The sequence below is a fragment of the Streptomyces sp. NPDC045470 genome (assembly GCF_040646595.1).
GTDB lineage: Bacteria > Actinomycetota > Actinomycetes > Streptomycetales > Streptomycetaceae > Streptomyces.
The window spans coordinates 43,675-59,163 of the sequence record NZ_JBEZAN010000004.1; the positions used below are offsets into that span (position 1 = coordinate 43,675).

The 15,489-nt window shown below is 71.9% G+C and carries 16 protein-coding genes; 11 read left to right on the forward strand and 5 right to left on the reverse strand.

The window, feature by feature from the left end; all coding sequences use genetic code 11:
* Window positions 1-21 precede the first annotated feature (21 nt).
* Window positions 22-357, reverse strand: coding sequence for a YnfA family protein (locus AB0A97_RS14455; protein WP_361148933.1), 336 nt, complete (start codon window positions 355-357; stop codon window positions 22-24).
* Between the two features lie 54 nt (window positions 358-411).
* Here AB0A97_RS14455 and AB0A97_RS14460 point away from each other — a divergent pair, with 54 nt between their 5' ends.
* Window positions 412-1,140, forward strand: a complete 729-nt coding sequence (locus AB0A97_RS14460; protein ID WP_361148935.1) for an AAA family ATPase — start codon at window positions 412-414, stop codon at window positions 1,138-1,140.
* A 529-nt stretch (window positions 1,141-1,669) separates the two neighbouring features.
* Here AB0A97_RS14460 and AB0A97_RS14465 read toward each other — a convergent pair.
* Window positions 1,670-3,289, reverse strand: coding sequence for an FAD-dependent monooxygenase (locus AB0A97_RS14465; RefSeq protein ID WP_361148937.1), 1,620 nt, complete (start codon window positions 3,287-3,289; stop codon window positions 1,670-1,672).
* A gap of 112 nt (window positions 3,290-3,401) precedes the next feature.
* On the opposite strand from AB0A97_RS14465, the gene AB0A97_RS14470 reads away from it, so the two are divergent.
* The 3 genes from AB0A97_RS14470 to AB0A97_RS14480 all read left to right on the forward strand — a co-directional run bounded on the left by AB0A97_RS14470 (window position 3,402) and on the right by AB0A97_RS14480 (window position 5,445).
* Window positions 3,402-4,004, forward strand: coding sequence for a TetR family transcriptional regulator (locus AB0A97_RS14470; protein WP_361148938.1), 603 nt, complete (start codon window positions 3,402-3,404; stop codon window positions 4,002-4,004).
* Between the two features lie 155 nt (window positions 4,005-4,159).
* Entirely contained in the window at window positions 4,160-4,663 is a 504-nt protein-coding gene (locus AB0A97_RS14475; RefSeq protein ID WP_361148940.1) for a cupin domain-containing protein, read from the forward strand.
* Complete coding sequence (locus tag AB0A97_RS14480) at window positions 4,660-5,445, forward strand: SDR family oxidoreductase (RefSeq protein ID WP_361148942.1); 786 nt, start codon at window positions 4,660-4,662, stop codon at window positions 5,443-5,445. Before AB0A97_RS14475 ends, AB0A97_RS14480 begins: the two co-directional genes overlap by 4 nt.
* Window positions 5,446-5,482: 37 nt before the next feature.
* Here AB0A97_RS14480 and AB0A97_RS14485 read toward each other — a convergent pair whose 3' ends face one another.
* The 3 genes from AB0A97_RS14485 to AB0A97_RS14495 all read right to left on the reverse strand — a co-directional run bounded on the left by AB0A97_RS14485 (window position 5,483) and on the right by AB0A97_RS14495 (window position 7,241).
* A complete protein-coding gene (locus tag AB0A97_RS14485; protein WP_361148945.1) occupies window positions 5,483-5,710 on the reverse strand; it encodes a hypothetical protein in 228 nt (75 codons plus the stop codon).
* Window positions 5,711-5,826: 116 nt separating this feature from the next.
* The gene (locus AB0A97_RS14490; protein ID WP_361148947.1) at window positions 5,827-6,336 is read right to left on the reverse strand and encodes an STAS domain-containing protein; all 510 of its coding nucleotides are present in this window, start codon (window positions 6,334-6,336) and stop codon (window positions 5,827-5,829) included.
* A gap of 353 nt (window positions 6,337-6,689) precedes the next feature.
* Window positions 6,690-7,241, reverse strand: coding sequence for a hypothetical protein (locus AB0A97_RS14495; RefSeq protein ID WP_078624706.1), 552 nt, complete (start codon window positions 7,239-7,241; stop codon window positions 6,690-6,692).
* A 270-nt stretch (window positions 7,242-7,511) separates the two neighbouring features.
* Here AB0A97_RS14495 and hemL point away from each other — a divergent pair, with 270 nt between their 5' ends.
* The 7 genes from hemL to ccsB all read left to right on the forward strand — a co-directional run bounded on the left by hemL (window position 7,512) and on the right by ccsB (window position 15,478).
* Entirely contained in the window at window positions 7,512-8,819 is a 1,308-nt protein-coding gene (gene hemL / locus AB0A97_RS14500; protein ID WP_361148948.1) for a glutamate-1-semialdehyde 2,1-aminomutase, read from the forward strand.
* 38 nt (window positions 8,820-8,857) lie between these two features.
* The gene (locus AB0A97_RS14505) at window positions 8,858-9,574 is read left to right on the forward strand and encodes a histidine phosphatase family protein (RefSeq protein WP_361148950.1); all 717 of its coding nucleotides are present in this window, start codon (window positions 8,858-8,860) and stop codon (window positions 9,572-9,574) included.
* A 186-nt stretch (window positions 9,575-9,760) separates the two neighbouring features.
* Entirely contained in the window at window positions 9,761-10,984 is a 1,224-nt protein-coding gene (locus tag AB0A97_RS14510) for a hypothetical protein (protein ID WP_361148952.1), read from the forward strand.
* Window positions 10,985-11,251: 267 nt separating this feature from the next.
* Complete coding sequence (locus AB0A97_RS14515; RefSeq protein WP_361148954.1) at window positions 11,252-11,866, forward strand: TlpA disulfide reductase family protein; 615 nt, start codon at window positions 11,252-11,254, stop codon at window positions 11,864-11,866.
* A 4-nt stretch (window positions 11,867-11,870) separates the two neighbouring features.
* Window positions 11,871-12,638 carry a cytochrome c biogenesis protein CcdA gene (locus AB0A97_RS14520; RefSeq protein WP_361148956.1) on the forward strand — a complete coding sequence of 256 codons (768 nt, stop codon included), beginning with the start codon at window positions 11,871-11,873 and terminating at the stop codon, window positions 12,636-12,638.
* A 3-nt stretch (window positions 12,639-12,641) separates the two neighbouring features.
* Entirely contained in the window at window positions 12,642-14,390 is a 1,749-nt protein-coding gene (locus tag AB0A97_RS14525) for a cytochrome c biogenesis protein ResB (protein ID WP_361148958.1), read from the forward strand.
* Window positions 14,387-15,478, forward strand: a complete 1,092-nt coding sequence (ccsB, locus tag AB0A97_RS14530; protein ID WP_361148961.1) for a c-type cytochrome biogenesis protein CcsB — start codon at window positions 14,387-14,389, stop codon at window positions 15,476-15,478. The genes AB0A97_RS14525 and ccsB overlap by 4 nt, the downstream gene beginning before the upstream one ends.
* Window positions 15,479-15,489: the final 11 nt, after the last annotated feature.

Here is a 15,489-nt window from a genome sequence, read left to right on the forward strand (position 1 = left end):
CCTACGCAGGATATGCGCGGGTCAACGGCCCCTGGGCGCGTACATGATCACGGCCATGCCGGCCAGGCAGATCAGTGCGCCGGCCACGTCCCAGCGGTCCGGGCGGTAGCCGTCGGCGACCATGCCCCAGGCCAGCGAGCCCGCGACGAAGACACCGCCGTACGCGGCGAGGATGCGGCCGAAGTCGGCGTCCGGCTGGAGCGTGGCGACGAAGCCGTACGCGCCGAGGGCGAGCACGCCGGCGCCGATCCAGAGCCGGCCGCGGTGTTCGCGCACGCCCTGCCAGACGAGCCAGGCGCCGCCGATCTCGAAGAGGGCGGCGAGCACGAAGAGGGCGATGGAGCGGGCGATGAGCATGGGGCCAGCGTAAGGACGGGGGCGATTGTCAGTGGGGTGTGAGAGCTTCGGGACATGCTCATCGAACGCGCGTACGTGGATCTCTCCGGGGAAGCGGAGGCGGAGACCGGGGACGGCTGGCCCTGGACGGTGCCGTGCGTGCGCCGGCTGGTCGCGGACGGGCTGAAGTTCCGGGCGCCGGTCACCTTTCTCGTGGGGGAGAACGGCTCCGGCAAGTCCACGCTGGCCGAGGCCCTGGCGGAGGGCTTCGGGCTCGACTCGTACGGCGGCTCGGCCGGTTACAAGTACGCCAGTTCGCGCGAGCCGTCCGTGCTGGGCATGGCCATGCGCTTCGACGCGACGACGGCCGGCCGCCGGATGGTCCGCGGGCCGCGTACGCGCCGGCGCGGCTTCTTCCTGCGGGCCGAGACGGCGTGGGACGCGCTCGGCCGTGCGCGGCTGTCGGAGGCGCCGGAGGAGATGAGCCACGGCGAAGGGTTCCTGATGGCGTTCCGGGAGAAGTTCCGGCAGCCGGGGTTCTATGTGCTGGACGAGCCGGAGGCCGCGCTGTCGTTCTCCTCCTGCCTGGAACTGCTCGGGGTGCTGCACGAGTTGCGCCGCGGCGGTGCCCAGGTCGTCTGCGCCACGCACTCTCCGCTGCTCACGGCCCTGCCCGGCGCGGAGATAGTCGAGGTCGGTGAGCACGGCATGCGGTCGGTGGAGTGGGACGAGCTGGCCCTCGTCGACCACTGGCGGCGCTACCTCACCGACCCTCGGGCGTATCTGCGGCACATCATCGACTGATCCGGAAGCTCGCCGGGGCGTTGTCCAGAGGCGGGGACCGACGGGTGAGGGGGCCGCGCCGGTGGCCGTCGCTGCGTGAAGGGCGAACCACTGGCCAAAAACCGTACGGGGCGTCACATGCCCTGGCCGGGCCCCTTGTCAGGCGGCAGAGGCGTCCCTAGATTCCCCTTCTACCGGGGGGTACGACGCTGATCGGCGGATGGCGGACCGAGCGGGAGAGCGCGCCTTTCCGTTGATCGGACGACAACGGGTGACCACGTCGAATTCCGTGCGGTGCGGCCGGGCGCGCCCGGCCCGCCCCGGGTTTTCGGGGACCGGTCTCCCCTTCCATCGCGCGACCGCACGGACTTCGGTGGCGGGCGGCGGGAACCGGGCAGCTGCGGGATCCGGTCCGGCCGCCAGGCCCGGCGAGCGTCCGTCCGCCCGGCCCGGGGACGGCCGGGCGTACCGGGCGGCGCGGGCCCGTTCCCCGTTCATGGCCGGGGGACGGGTCCGCGCGAGCCGCACCGGATACGGCGCGGCGTGCTGGTCAGGACCGGACCGTGGCGCGGTCCGTGGCCCGGCCCGAGCCGGTCCAGCGGCCGAGGGCGCCGCGCAGTGACACGGCGCGTGCGTCCGGGTCGGCGGCGTCGGTGGCCCAGGCGATGTAGCCGTCGGGGCGTACGAGGAGCGCGGTGCGCCGGTCACCGGCCCAGGCGGCCCGCACGAGACGGGGGCCGGCGGCGGAACCGCCCTCCGCAGCGGTCCCGTCGTGCGGCGCCCCGGCGTCCGCCGGCGCTTCGGCCCTCGGCAGCCCTTCGGTCCCCGGCAGTTCCTCGTCCCGGGGCACGACGAGGACGAACGCGCCGCCGCGCAGCGCCTCGTACAGCCGGGTGCCGCCCGCGAGCCGCAGGTCGGGGGCTCGCTTGCCGGTGAGCGGGTGGGCGCCGCGCTCGGCCTGGTAGGAGATGCCCACTCCGCTGATCATCGCCAGTGCCCGGTCCGCCAGCGGCGGCGTCACGTTCATCAGCCCGGCGAGCGAAGCGCGCAGCGCCCGCGCCGGCGCGCTGCGCAGCTGGGCCGCCCGGATGAGCATGCCGCTGCTGCGCAGCACCATCTTCCCCACCGGGTGGCGCTCGGCGTCGTAACTGTCCAGCAGGCTGTCGGGTGCGTCGCCGCGCACTACCGCGGCCAGCTTCCAGCCGAGGTTGGCGGCGTCCTGGAGCCCGGTGTTCATGCCCTGCCCGCCGGCCGGGGAGTGGACGTGCGCGGCGTCGCCCGCGAGGAAGGCGCGGCCGACGCGGTAGCGGGGCACCTGGCGCTCGTCGCTGTGGAAGCGGGAGGTCCAGCGCACCTCGTCCATCCCGTAGTCGGTGCCGAGGGCGAGGCGCAGGTAGCTGCGGATCTCGTCGGGGCCGACGGGGGTGTCCTCGGGAATCTGGCGGCGGCGGTCCCAGCCGACGACGCGGTACCAGCCGTCGCCGAAGTTGGCGACGACCGCGATGGCGTCGCCGTTGGCGTTGCCGACCAGCGGGAGGTCGGGCTGCTCGCCGAGCCGTACGTCGGCGAGTACGACGGAGCTGACCACGGACCGGCCGGGGAAGGGCAGGCCGAGTGCCTCACGGACGGTGCTGCGCACGCCGTCCGTACCGACCAGATAGGACGCGCGATAGGTCGTGGTGGCCCCGTCCTCCTCCTGTACGCGGGCCTGGACGCCGTGGCTGTCCTGGTCCAGGCCGGTCACCCGGGCCCCGTACCGGAAGGTGACGCCGGCCTTCTGCGCGCGCCGCTCCAGCAGCCGCTCGACCTCGTACTGCGGGGTGATCAGCACGAGCGGGAAGCGGGAGGGCAGCCGGGTCGGCTTCAGCGTGACACCGCCGAAGAGCTGGAGACGCCGCAGCACGTGGCCGTGCGCCAGCAGTTCGTCGGCGAGGCCGCGCGCGTCGAGCTGTTCGAGGCTGCGGGCGTGCACGGCCATCGCGCGGGTCAGGTTGCTGAGGCCGGGAGCGCGGCGTTCCAGCAGGGTGACGCGCAGGCCGGCGACGGCGAGGTCCCCGGCGAGCAGCAGTCCGGTGGGGCCGGCGCCGACCACGAGGACGTCGGCGGTCTCGGGGGTGTGCGCGGTGTCCGCGGGGTTCGGGTGGTCGGTGGTGCCGGGATCGCGGTGCATGGCCGCCTCCAATGCCAACACTTGTTGGCCAACGGTTGTTGGTCAACGCTTGTTGGCAACGATAGAGCCGGCCTGCTGGCCGGTCAACAGTTGTTGGCCTACAGTCGTTGGCATGGCTGAGACCGCATCCCCCCCACCCGCTCCGGACGCCGCACCGGACCGTCCCCGTCGCTCCGAGGCCACCCGTGCCGCGATCCTCGAAGCCGCCCGCGAGCGCTTCGCCGCCGAGGGGTACGAACGCGCCACCATCCGGGCCGTCGCCCGGGACGCGGGCATCGACCCGTCGATGGTCATGCGCTACTACGGCAACAAGGCGGGCCTGTTCGCGGCGGCCTCCGAGATCGACCTGAAGCTGCCCGACCTGACGTCCGTACCGCGCGACCAGCTCGGCGCCCTGCTCGTACGGCACTTCCTCGACCGCTGGGAGCGCGACGAGACGCTGACCGCGATGGTGCGCGTCGCCGTCACCAACGAGGCGGGCGCCGACCGGCTGCGCGGCGTCTTCGCCGAACAGATCAGACCGGCGCTCGCGGCGGTGTGCGCGGTCCCGGAGGAGGACGCGTCCCGCGCGGCGCTGGTCGGCTCCCAGCTCGTGGGCATGGGCATGCTGCGGTACGTCCTGCTGCTGCAGCCCGCCGTCGACCTCGGCCGCGAGGAGGTCGTCAGTTGGCTGGCGCCCACGATCCAGCACTACCTGACCGCCGAGCACCCGTAGCGCCGGTGGCCCGGCCCGGCCGGGCGCCCGCCCCGGTCCGACCGGAACGCGCCCGACTTCCGCGATCTCCGGACGCGGCGCCACCGCCGTTCTACGGTGGTGGCCGCACCAGCCGTACGTGCCGCCGTACCCGCAGTGGACCGGGAAGGAGACGCATGGCCCGGCAACCGTCCGTGTCACCGTCGCCCCAGGAAATCGTCGAACTCTACGGACTGGAGCCGCTGCCCAGGGAGGGCGGCCGCTACCGGCAGACCTGGGCGGGGCCCGAACGCCCCGACGGGCGGCCGGCGGGCACCGCGATCGTCGTCCTGCTCACCGCGGAACCCGACGGCCACAGCGCGCTCCACCGCCTGCCCACCGACGAGGTCTGGCACTTCTACCTCGGTGACCCGCTCTCGATGCTCCTGCTGGACCCGTCCGGCGGCACCCGGACGGCCGTCCTCGGCCCGGACGTGCTGGGCGGCCAGCACGTCCAGTTCACGGTGCCGGCCGGCACCTGGATGGCCGCCGAGGTCGCCGACGGCGGCGCCTGGTCGCTGCTCGGCTGCACCATGGCGCCGGGCTTCACCTACGACGTGTACGAGCACGGGGACGCCGCCGAACTGGCCGCGCGCTACCCCCAGGAGGCGGCGCGCATCACCGCGCTGTCCCGCCCGTGAGCGCGCCCGCCGGCAGCCCGGGGCTGCCCTCCCTCGCAGGCCAGGTGGCCCTGGTCACCGGCGCGGGCGGCTGCCTCGGCACCGGCATCGCGCTGCGCCTCGCCGCGGCGGGCGCCGCGGTCGTCGCCCACTACCGTACGAACGCCACCGCCGCCGAAGCGCTCGTCTCGCGTATCGAGGAGGAGGGCGGCAGCGCGCTTGCCGTACGGGCCGACCTGTCCGCCGAGGAGGAGTGCCACCAGTTGGTGCGTACGGCGGCGGAGTGGCGCGGCCGGCTCACCGCCCTGGTGAACAACGCCGGTGTGCAGCCCGTCCAGGACCTGGCCACCATGACCGTCGACGACTGGCGCGAGGTCGACGCCACCAACGTGCTGAGCACCTTCGCCTGCACCCAGGCCGCCGCGGCGGTGATGCGGGACGGCGGAGGCGGCTCGATCACCCACATCGCCTCCATCGAGGCGCACCAGCCCACGGCGGCCCACGCCCACTACTGCGCGTCCAAGGCGGCCGTCGTGATGCACGCGCGCACGGCCGCGCTGGAGTACGGACCCGACGGCATCCGCGTCAACAGCGTCTCGCCGGGCCTGATCGGCCGCGAGGGCCTGGCGGAGGCCTGGCCGGACGGTGTGACCCGCTACCTGCGGGCGGTACCGGCCGGCCGGCTCGGCCGCCCCGAGGACATCGGCGACGCGTGTGTCTTCCTCGCCTCGCCGATGGCCGCGTGGGTGACCGGTCACGACCTTGTGGTGGACGGCGGGGTGTCGGCCAGGCCCACCTGGTGACCGCTCATCCGGCGGCCCCCCGCCCGGCCCCGGCGGGCTACTTGCCCTTCGCCGCGCCGCCCCGCTCCGCGCGGTACCGCTTGTCGTAGCGGTCCTGGCGGATGCGGCGCTCCCGGTAGGCGCGGTACTCCGCGTCGTAGCCCAGGTACCCCTGGCGGTAGCGCACGGTGAGGTAGAGCAGCACGGCGGAAGCCAGCCACCACGCCGGGTTCGAGAACCCGGCGACGGCCGTCAGAAGGAACGAGACGAGCAGAAGCGGGAACACTGCGCACCTCCCAGGAGTGTGCGGTGATCGGAAGCGCCCCGCCCGGAGCGCTTGCCAGGCCGTGCCTTCCGGGTCGGCCAGGCGCCACGGGCCCGGGCTGATCCGGAGGACACGGTCTAGGCCACGGCCCCGGCCGACCGGCCGGGCGGTTCGGCGGCCGGGGATCCGGTCGCGGTGTCCAGGCCGGAGAAGACCGGCAGCAGCCGGTTCAGCCCACTGGCGTGCAACGCCGCGAGGACGGCCGGGCTCGGCTGGACGAGACGCAGGTCACCGCCCTGGGTACGGGCCCGTCTGGCCGCCGCGACGAGCGGACCGAGGGCGAGCGCGCAGCAGGAGGTGACCTCGGACAGGTCGACGATCAGCAGGCTCCCGGGAGCGCGGGGCAGGCGCCGCAGGCGTTCGCGCAGGGCGGGCAGGGTCGCCAGGTCCACCCGGCCGCGCACGATGAGGACCGCGAAGTCGGTGTCCGTCACGGGAACCGACGGCACCTCAGCCGTCGCGGGCTCCGGTGGCGCGGCCGGCGCGGAGGTCCGCGCCGGGGCGTGCCGGGTGCGGTGGCGGGTCGGCACCCGCGTGCCCACCGCGCCGACGCGCGGGAAGTCGAGGGACGTTCCGGGATCTGCCATCAGCACGCGCCTCCTCGGGGCGGACGGGCTTCCGCGCTGCCGGGGACTCGGGCTGCACCTTCCAGGGTAGTCCGGGGCGGGTGGCGCGAACAGCATGCGTGCCCGACCGGTCGGATATGGGGGCGCCCTGACGGCGCGTCACCCGTACGGCGCGCGCCGCCCGAGTCCGCCGTCCGTGACCCCGGCCGCGGGCCGGACGTCCACCGGACGTCCGACCGTGCGGCCGGTGAGGTCGCGGGTGGGGCCGCCGCGGCCGGGAAAACTCCGGTCACCGGGCCGTCGCGGCCGGGAAAGCCCCGGTCACCCGCTGCCGGGCCCCGGCAGCGGACCGGCTCCTGAGGCTTTTTCGCAGGTCACGGCCACACCAGGCAGTACGCCTGGTGTCCGGCGTCGTGCAGCCGGTGGGAGAAGTCCTGCCACTCGTGGAGCAACTGGTAGACGGTGAAGGCGTCCCGGGGGCCGCCGCGGTCGGGGACCGTGGACCAGATGAAGGCCGCGGCGCCCACCGACTCCTCGCCGACGCCGCGCAGCGGGTCGACGACCGTCATGGGGAGCTTGACGACGGCGTAGTCGGGATGGAGGACGACCAGTTCGAGCGGGGGGACCTTGTGCAGCGGTATGCCTTCTATGCCGGTGAGGACCATCGCGGCCATCGTCTCCGGCTTGATCTTCGTGAACATGCCGCCCATGCCGAGCTCGTCGCCGCCGAGCTCTTCGGGCCGCATCGAGATCGGCACGCGCGCCGCCGTGGCACCGTTCGGCGCGCCGAAGTATTTGTACGTCACCCCCATGCGGCCGCCCCTGTTTCCCCCGCCCTTGATCTCCTCGCGCCGGTGGCGGCCCCGCTGGTCGCGCTCAGGCCCCCGGTCATCGGTGCCCTCGCCCAGTCCGCCACCGCGATGCATATCTCCACCCGACCACTCGCAGCCCCAGCCGCGCAACCCGATCATCGTCTCAGAGACCTCCCCCGTCACCGGCGCGCGAAACTCCCGGCCGCGCGCCCCCGTGCGCCTCTGAGACCATTGCTTGCGTGACTTACTCGTACGTTGCCCCAGTTTTGCAGACCCGCGGGGTCTGACACCTGGTCGGTGGCGAGGGGATTTCCGCTCCGCGCTCCGCCCGGGTGCCGCCGCCGGCCGCCGCCCCTTCCTACATTTGCGCAGGTCAGGATCACAGTGCCTTTTCCCTATGAAGCCCCAGTTTCGCAGACGCTCTTCGACCGTGCGGCCGTTGTGACGCCGGGCGGGGTGAACTCTCCTGTGCGCGCGTTCGGCGCCGTGGGTGGTTCGCCCCGGTTCATGGTGTCCGGTACCGGTCCGTACCTCACCGACGCCGACGGACGCGAGTACGTCGACCTCGTGTGCTCGTGGGGCCCGATGATCCTCGGGCACTCCCACCCCGAGGTGCTCGCCGCCGTCCAGGAGGCCGTCGTCCGCGGCACCTCCTTCGGCACGCCCGGTGAGGGCGAGGTGGAGCTGGCCGAGCGGATCGTCGACCGGATCGACCCGGTCGAGCAGGTCCGGCTGGTCTCCTCCGGCACCGAGGCGACGATGTCCGCCATCCGGCTGGCGCGCGGCTTCACCGGCCGCACCAAGGTCGTGAAGTTCGCCGGCTGCTACCACGGGCACGTGGACGCGCTGCTGGCCGCGGCCGGCTCCGGCGTCGCCACCTTCGGGCTGCCGGACACGCCCGGCGTCACCGGCGCCCAGGCCGGTGACACGATCGTGCTGCCGTACAACGACCTGGAGGCCGTCCGGGCCGCCTTCGCCGCGCACCCCGGCGAGATCGCCTGCGTGATCACCGAGGCCGCGGCCGGCAACATGGGCGTCGTCCCGCCGCTGCCCGGCTTCAACCAGGGCCTGAAGGACCTCTGCGCCGAGAGCGGCGCGCTCTACATCTCCGACGAGGTCATGACCGGCTTCCGGGTCAGCCGGACCGGCTGGTACGGCATCGACGGCGTCCGGCCCGACCTGATGACCTTCGGCAAGGTCATGGGCGGCGGCTTCCCGGCCGCGGCGTTCGGCGGGCGCGCCGACGTGATGGCGCACCTCGCCCCGGTCGGCCCGGTCTACCAGGCGGGCACCCTGTCCGGTAACCCGGTCGCCACCGCCGCCGGCGTCGCGCAGCTCAAGCTGCTGGACGAGGCGGCCTACGAGAAGGTCGACGCGGTCTCGGAGCAGGTGCGCTCGCTGGTCACCGACGCCCTCACGAAGGCGGGCGTCGCGCACCGCCTCCAGGTCGCGGGCAACATGTTCTCGTTCGCCTTCACCGACCAGGACGTGACCGACTACGCCTCGGCCAAGGCGCAGGAGTCCTTCCGCTTCACCGCCTTCTTCCACTCGATGCTGTCCCAGGGCGTGTACCTGCCGCCGTCCGCGTTCGAGTCCTGGTTCGTCTCGACCGCTCACGACGAGCGGGCGGTCGAGCGGATCGCCGCCGCCCTGCCGTCGGCCGCGCGGGCCGCCGCCGAAGCGAGCGCGTGAGCGCGGCGGACGGCGGAGCGGACCGGAAGATGGGTGACATGAGCAGCGAAAACATCGAAAACAACGAAAACATCGCAGACGTCGCAGACATCACTGTCGTACACCTGATGCGGCACGGCGAGGTGCACAACCCGGAGGGCGTGCTGTACGGCCGCCGGCCCGGATACCACCTCTCCGAGCTGGGCCGGACCATGGCCGACCGGGTCGCCGAGCACCTGGCCGGGCGGGACATCACGCACGTCGTGGCGTCCCCGCTGGAGCGGGCGCAGGAGACCGCGGCGCCGGTCGCCAAGGCGCACGGTCTGGACCTGGCCACCGACGAGCGGCTGATAGAGGCGGCCAACGTCTTCGAGGGCAAGACCTTCGGGGTCGGTGACGGCGCGCTGAAGAAGCCCGGCAACTGGAAGTACCTGACCAACCCGTTCCGCCCCTCGTGGGGCGAGCCGTACCTGGAGCAGGTCGTACGGATGATGGGGGCGCTCGGCGCGGCGCGCGACGCGGCCCGCGGGCACGAGGCGGTGGCGGTCAGCCACCAGCTGCCGATCTGGATCGTGCGCAGCTTCGCCGAGCGGCGGCGGCTGTGGCACGACCCGCGCAAGCGGCAGTGCACGCTCGCCTCGCTGACCTCGTTCACCTTCCGCGGCGACAAGATCATTTCGGTGGGTTACAGCGAGCCGGCGCTCGATCTGGTGCCGGCGCACCTGCGGGCGGGTGCCAAGCCGCAGGCCGGGAAATCCAAAGCCTTCGGAGCGTAACCTCCGGCCGGTTTTTCGCATCGTGTGGTGTGAGGGATGCGAGGGGCCGGTGTGACGTGAGGTCATCTACAAGCAAAATAATAAATTCGCGCCAATAGCCCGGAACCTCCGTGTTCGACAATGCCTCTTACTCGATGTCCGTTTATACGGATATTGAGTGTGACGAGTACGGATGGGGACGACGGTATGCGCGCGATCAGTCGGCGGAACGTGCTGGGCATGGGAGTGGGGGCGGCCGCGGCGCTCGGCGTCGCGAGCTGCTCCACCGGCTCCGGTTCCGGGTCCGGCTCCGGCCAGGACAAGAACGCCGTGCAAGCCAAGGCCAAGCCGATCGGCGACGGCTCGACGGCCGACGCGGGCCCGCAGCCCCACCAGCCGGAGAAGCCGCGCCGGCTGGAGCCCGGCGAGACCCCGCCGCAATTCGTGATCTTCTCGTGGGACGGCGCGGGAGAGGTGGGCAACGGCCTCTTCCCGCGCTTCCGCAAGCTGGCCCAGGACCACAACGCGGCCATGACCTTCTTCCTCTCCGGGCTCTACTGCCTCCCGGAGTCGAAGAAGCACCTCTACCGACCGCCGAACAACAAGGTCGGCGCCTCGGACATCGGTTATCTCTCCGACGAGCACATCAAGGCGACCCTGAAGAACGTGCGGGAGGCGTGGCTGGAGGGCCACGAGATCGGCACCCACTTCAACGGGCACTTCTGCGGCGAGGCCCGTACCTCGGTCAAGCACTGGACCCCCGCCCAGTGGCAGTCCGAGATCGACCAGGCCATGGACTTCGTCACCAAATGGCGGACGAACACCGGTTTCACCGACCTTGAGCCGCTGCCCTTCGACTACAAGAAGGAACTGATCGGCGGCCGTACGCCGTGCCTGCTCGGCCAGGACAACCTGCTGCCCACCGCCAAGAAGCTGGGCTGGCGCTACGACGCCAGCTCGCCGGGCGGCCTGCAGATGTGGCCCAAGAAGAAGATGGGCATCTGGGACTTCCCGCTCCAGCAGATACCTTTCCCCGGACACCGGTTCGAGGTCCTCTCCATGGACTACAACATCCTCGCGAACCAGTCGAAGAACTCCACCAAGGGCCCACCCGCCAACTACCCGGGCTGGCGCAAGGAGGCCACCGGCGCGTACATCAAGGGCTTCGAGCGGGCCTACGAGACCAACCGCGCGCCCCTGTTCATCGGCAACCACTTCGAGCAGTGGAACGGCGGCCTCTACATGGACGCCGTCGAGGAAGCGCTGAAGCACATCGCCGACGAGAAGCGCAAGGACGTGCGCCTGGTCTCCTTCCGGCAGTTCACCGACTGGCTCGACGCGCAGGACCCGAAGGTCGTGGCCAAGCTCCAGGGCCTGCCGGTCGGCCGGAAGCCCGCGGGCGGCTGGAAGACGTTCCTCTCGGGCGCCTGACGCGCGGAGGTACGGGCCGGGCCGCGCGCCCTGGCCCGTACCGCCGACAGGCGCGGGCTCCGGTCCGTACCTGCCGACAGGCGCGCGCCCCGGCCCGCACCTGCCCGACAGATGCGCGCCCTGGTCCGTACCTGCCGACGGGTACGAGCGGGCCGACGCGGCTCGCCACGGCCGCCGTAACCCGCCTGACGTGCCCCGACATGACCGCTGCCGCCCCGGCGAGGGGGGTGCGGAAGATCCGCCACGGCCCCATGCGAAACTTTTCACATGAGTGCCTGCCGCGTCCCCCGACGACTCGCCAGTCATCGCCGCACCGCGCTGTTCGCCGCGGGAGCCGCGCTCGCCGCGCTGACGCTGAGCGCCTGCGGCGAGGGCACCTCCGGCGGTTCCGAACAGACCCAGTTCGTCGAGGGCAAGGACGGCGTCGAGCGGGTCGCCAAGGCGGACCGTAAGCCCGTACCCGACATCTCCGGCGAAACCACCCAGAGCGCGAAGCTGGACATCGCGGACTACAAGGGCAAGGTCGTCATCCTCAACGTCTGGGGATCGTGGTGCGCCCCCTGCATCGCCGAGGCCCCCAACTTCGCCAAGGTCGCGAACGAGACCAAGGCCAAGGGCGTCCAGTTCGTCGGCATCAACACCCGCGACTCGCAGAAGTCCCAGGCGGTCAGCTTCGAGGAACAGCACAAGGTGCCGTACCCGAGCCTGTTCGACCCGACCGGCAAGCTGATGCTGCGCTTCCCCAAGGGCAGCCTCAACCCGCAGGCGATCCCCTCCACCATCGCCGTCGACCGGCAGGGGAAGATCGCCGCGCGGTCCATCGGCCCGCTCGGCGAGGACGAGCTGCGCAAGATGCTGCAGCCGCTGATCGACGAGAAGTGATCACGTGATCGCGCTCGCCGCCGCCACCTCGGGCCCCGCCTCCACCATCACCTCGGGCACGCTGCTGCTCGCCGTGCCCGTCGCCCTCCTCGGCGGACTGGTCTCCTTCTTCTCGCCCTGCGTGCTGCCGCTGGTCCCCGGCTACATGTCCTACGTCACCGGCGTGACCGGTACGGACCTCGCCGACGCCAAGCGCGGCCGGATGCTCGCCGGCGCCTCCCTCTTCGTCCTCGGCTTCACCGCCGTCTTCGTCTCCACCGGCGCGCTCTTCGGGTTCTTCGGCAGCGTGCTCCAGGAACACCAGGACGTGCTCAACAAGGTCCTCGGCGTCCTGCTGATCCTGCTCGGCCTGGCCTTCGCCGGCATCCTGAAGAACTTCGGCCAGCGCGAGCTGCGCTTCCACAAGAAGCCCGCCATGGGCCTGGCCGGCGCGCCGGTCCTCGGCGTGCTCTTCGGCGTCGGCTGGACGCCGTGCCTGGGCCCGACCCTCACCGCGGTCAGCTCGCTCGCCATCGACCAGGCCAGTGCCGGACGCGGCGCCCTGCTGACCGTGGCCTACTGTCTGGGACTGGGCCTGCCCTTCATCGCCGTCGCGCTGGCCTTCCGCAAGGTGCTCGGCGCCTTCGGCTGGGTCAAGCGCCACTACGTGTGGGTGATGCGGCTGGGCGGCGGCATGATGGTCGTGCTCGGCGTCCTGCTCCTCACCGGCGCGTGGGCCGATCTGATGTCCGGCCTGCAGAGCTGGACCAACAGCTTCACCCCAGGGATCTGATCGATGACCACCAAGACCGACGCCGCCCGCGACGCCGACGACGCCGATGTCGGCGCCGCGGGCTCGCAGATGTCCACCGCGCCCGAGGAGGAGGCGTCCGGGGGAGTCACCCTCCCGTCCCTCGGGCCGATCGGCTGGGCCCGGTGGTTCTGGCGGCAGCTGACCTCGATGCGGGTCGCGCTGATCCTGCTGTTCCTGCTGTCCCTGGGGGCCATCCCCGGCTCGCTGGTCCCGCAGACCAGCATCGACCCGACCAAGGTCGAGCAGTTCCGGGCCGACCACACCACGCTGGCGCCGGTCTACGACAAGCTGGGACTCTTCCACGTCTACAGCTCGGTCTGGTTCTCCGCGATCTACCTGCTGCTGTTCATCTCGCTGATCGGCTGCATCGTGCCGCGTACGTGGCAGTTCGTCGGCCAGTTGCGCAGCCGCCCGCCGGGCGCCCCGCGCCGGCTGACCCGGCTGCCCGCGTACACCACGTGGCGTACGGACCGGGCGCCCGAGGAGGTGCTCGGCGCCGCGCAGCGGATGCTGAAGAAGCGCCGCTTCCGCGCGCACACGGTCGGCGACGCGGTCGCCGCCGAGAAGGGCTACCTGCGCGAGGCCGGCAACCTCGTCTTCCACATCTCACTGATCGTGATCCTGGTGGCGGTCGCCGTCGGCAGCCTGTGGAAGTCCGAGGGCGGCAAGCTGATCACCGAGGGCGACGGCTTCGCGAACAGCCTCACCCAGTACGACAACTTCAAGTCGGGCGCCTTCTACGACACCGACGACCTCGAACCCTTCGGCTTCTCCCTCAAGAGCTTCGACGCGTCCTACGAGCGCACCGGCCCCCAGAAGGGCACCCCGCGCGAGTTCCGCGCCAACATCACGTACTTCCGGGGTGCGGACGGCCAGGAGCACCAGGGCAAGATCGAGGTCAACCACCCGCTGGAGATCGCCGACTCCAAGATCTTCCTGCTCTCGCACGGCTACGCGCCGGTCGTCGAGGTCACCGACGGCCGCGGCAAGAAGGTCTACAGCGGCGCGGTGCCCTTCCTGCCGCAGGACATGCAGAACTACACCTCCACCGGTGTGGTCAAGGTGCCCAACGCGCTGACCCGGGACGGCAAGCGCAACCAGCTCGGCTTCTCGGGTTTCTTCGTGCCGACGTACGGCGGCAAGGGCTCGGGCTCGATGTTCTCCACGTTCCCCGCGCTGGACAATCCCCGGCTGACGCTGACCGCGTACCACGGCGACCTCGGCGTGGACTCCGGACTGCCGCAGAGCGTGTACCAGCTGGAGAAGAAGAACCTCAAGCAGTACAAGCAGGACGGCCGCGCCGTCGCCCAGATGATGCAGCCCGGCGAGACGATGAAGCTGCCCGGCGGCGACGGCAGCATCAAGTTCGTCGGCGTCAAGCAGTGGGCCACCTTCCAGGTCTCCCACCAGCCCGGCAACGGCCTCGCGCTGATCGGCGCGATCGCCGTGCTGCTCGGCCTGGCCGGCTCGCTGTTCATCCAGCGCCGCCGGGTGTGGGTACGGGCCGTCGAGGGCGCCGACGGGGTGACCGTCGTCGAACTCGCGGGCCTGGGCCGCAGCGAGTCCGCCCGCCTGCCGGAGGAACTGGCGGACCTGGCGGAAGCCCTGGGCCCGGACGCGCCGCAGGCCGCGGAACCCGCCCCCACTCCCACCCCCACCGAGCCCGAGAACGCGGCGAAGCCCTCCGACTCCGCCGATCCTGCTGATCCCTCCGAAGGAGCGCGCGCGTGAACCTCGCTGCCGCAGCCACCAACGAGAACCTGGCCAGTATCAGCAACGTGCTGATCTACTCGGCCATGGCCGTGTACACCCTCGCCTTCCTCGCGCACCTCGCCGAGTGGGCCTTCGGCAGCCGCAGCAAGGTCGGCCGTACGGCCGCGGCCCTGACCGCCACGGTGCCCGCCCCCGCCGGGGCGGCGGCCCGGACGGCGGAGCAGGGCGGCGGCACCGCCGTACTGGAGCGCCCCAAGGTCGTCACCCGCGCGGCCAACGGCAGCCGGGATGTCCCGGACGGCCCGGGCGCCGCGGGCGGCACCGAGAAGGGCGACCTGTACGGCCGGATCGCCATCTCGCTGACCACCCTCGCGTTCCTGATCCACCTCGGCGGGGTCCTCACCCGCGGCCTGTCCGTACAGCGCGCCCCCTGGGGCAACATGTACGAGTTCTCCACGACCTTCGGCATGGTCGCGGTGGCCGCGTACCTCGTCCTTCTCGCCCTGAAGAAGAACGTCCGCTGGATCGGCCTGCTGCTGACCGCCACCGTCCTGCTGGACCTGGGCGTGGCCGTCACCTGGCTCTACACCGACAGCTCCCAGCTGGTCCCGGCCCTGCACTCGTATTGGCTGTGGATCCACGTGAGCTGCGCGATCATCTCCGGCGCCTTCCTCTACCTCGGCGCCGTCTCCACGCTGCTCTACCTCTTCCGCGACCGCTACGAGAGCAAGCTGGCCGACCCGTCCGGCAAGCAGCCCGGCGCCTTCGCCACCTCCGTCATGGAGCGCCTGCCCGCGGCCGCCAGCCTGGACAAGTTCTCCTACCGGGTGAACGCCTCGATCTTCCCCCTGTGGACCTTCACGATCATCGCGGGCGCCGTCTGGGCCGGCGAGGCGTGGGGCCGCTACTGGGGCTGGGACTCCAAGGAGATCTGGTCCTTCGTCACCTGGGTCGCCTACGCCGCCTACCTCCACGCCCGCGCCACCGCCGGCTGGAAGGGCCGCAAGGCCGCCTACCTGGGCCTGTTCGCCTTCCTGACGTACATCTTCAATTACTACGTCGTGAATTACTTCTTCTCGGGGCTGCACTCCTACTCGGGGGTCTGACCCGGTCGGAG

Coding starts and splice junctions, on each gene's coding strand:
- AB0A97_RS14510 (WP_361148952.1), top strand. CDS start 9,761: ATGCGCGCGATCAGTCGGCGGAACGTGCTGGGCATGGGAGTGGGGGCG.
- AB0A97_RS14495 (WP_078624706.1), bottom strand. CDS start 7,241: ATGCATCGCGGTGGCGGACTGGGCGAGGGCACCGATGACCGGGGGCCT.
- AB0A97_RS14515 (WP_361148954.1), top strand. CDS start 11,252: ATGAGTGCCTGCCGCGTCCCCCGACGACTCGCCAGTCATCGCCGCACC.
- AB0A97_RS14475 (WP_361148940.1), top strand. CDS start 4,160: ATGGCCCGGCAACCGTCCGTGTCACCGTCGCCCCAGGAAATCGTCGAA.
- AB0A97_RS14470 (WP_361148938.1), top strand. CDS start 3,402: ATGGCTGAGACCGCATCCCCCCCACCCGCTCCGGACGCCGCACCGGAC.
- AB0A97_RS14465 (WP_361148937.1), bottom strand. CDS start 3,289: ATGCACCGCGATCCCGGCACCACCGACCACCCGAACCCCGCGGACACC.
- AB0A97_RS14525 (WP_361148958.1), top strand. CDS start 12,642: ATGACCACCAAGACCGACGCCGCCCGCGACGCCGACGACGCCGATGTC.
- AB0A97_RS14460 (WP_361148935.1), top strand. CDS start 412: ATGCTCATCGAACGCGCGTACGTGGATCTCTCCGGGGAAGCGGAGGCG.
- AB0A97_RS14455 (WP_361148933.1), bottom strand. CDS start 357: ATGCTCATCGCCCGCTCCATCGCCCTCTTCGTGCTCGCCGCCCTCTTC.
- AB0A97_RS14490 (WP_361148947.1), bottom strand. CDS start 6,336: ATGGCAGATCCCGGAACGTCCCTCGACTTCCCGCGCGTCGGCGCGGTG.
- AB0A97_RS14505 (WP_361148950.1), top strand. CDS start 8,858: ATGAGCAGCGAAAACATCGAAAACAACGAAAACATCGCAGACGTCGCA.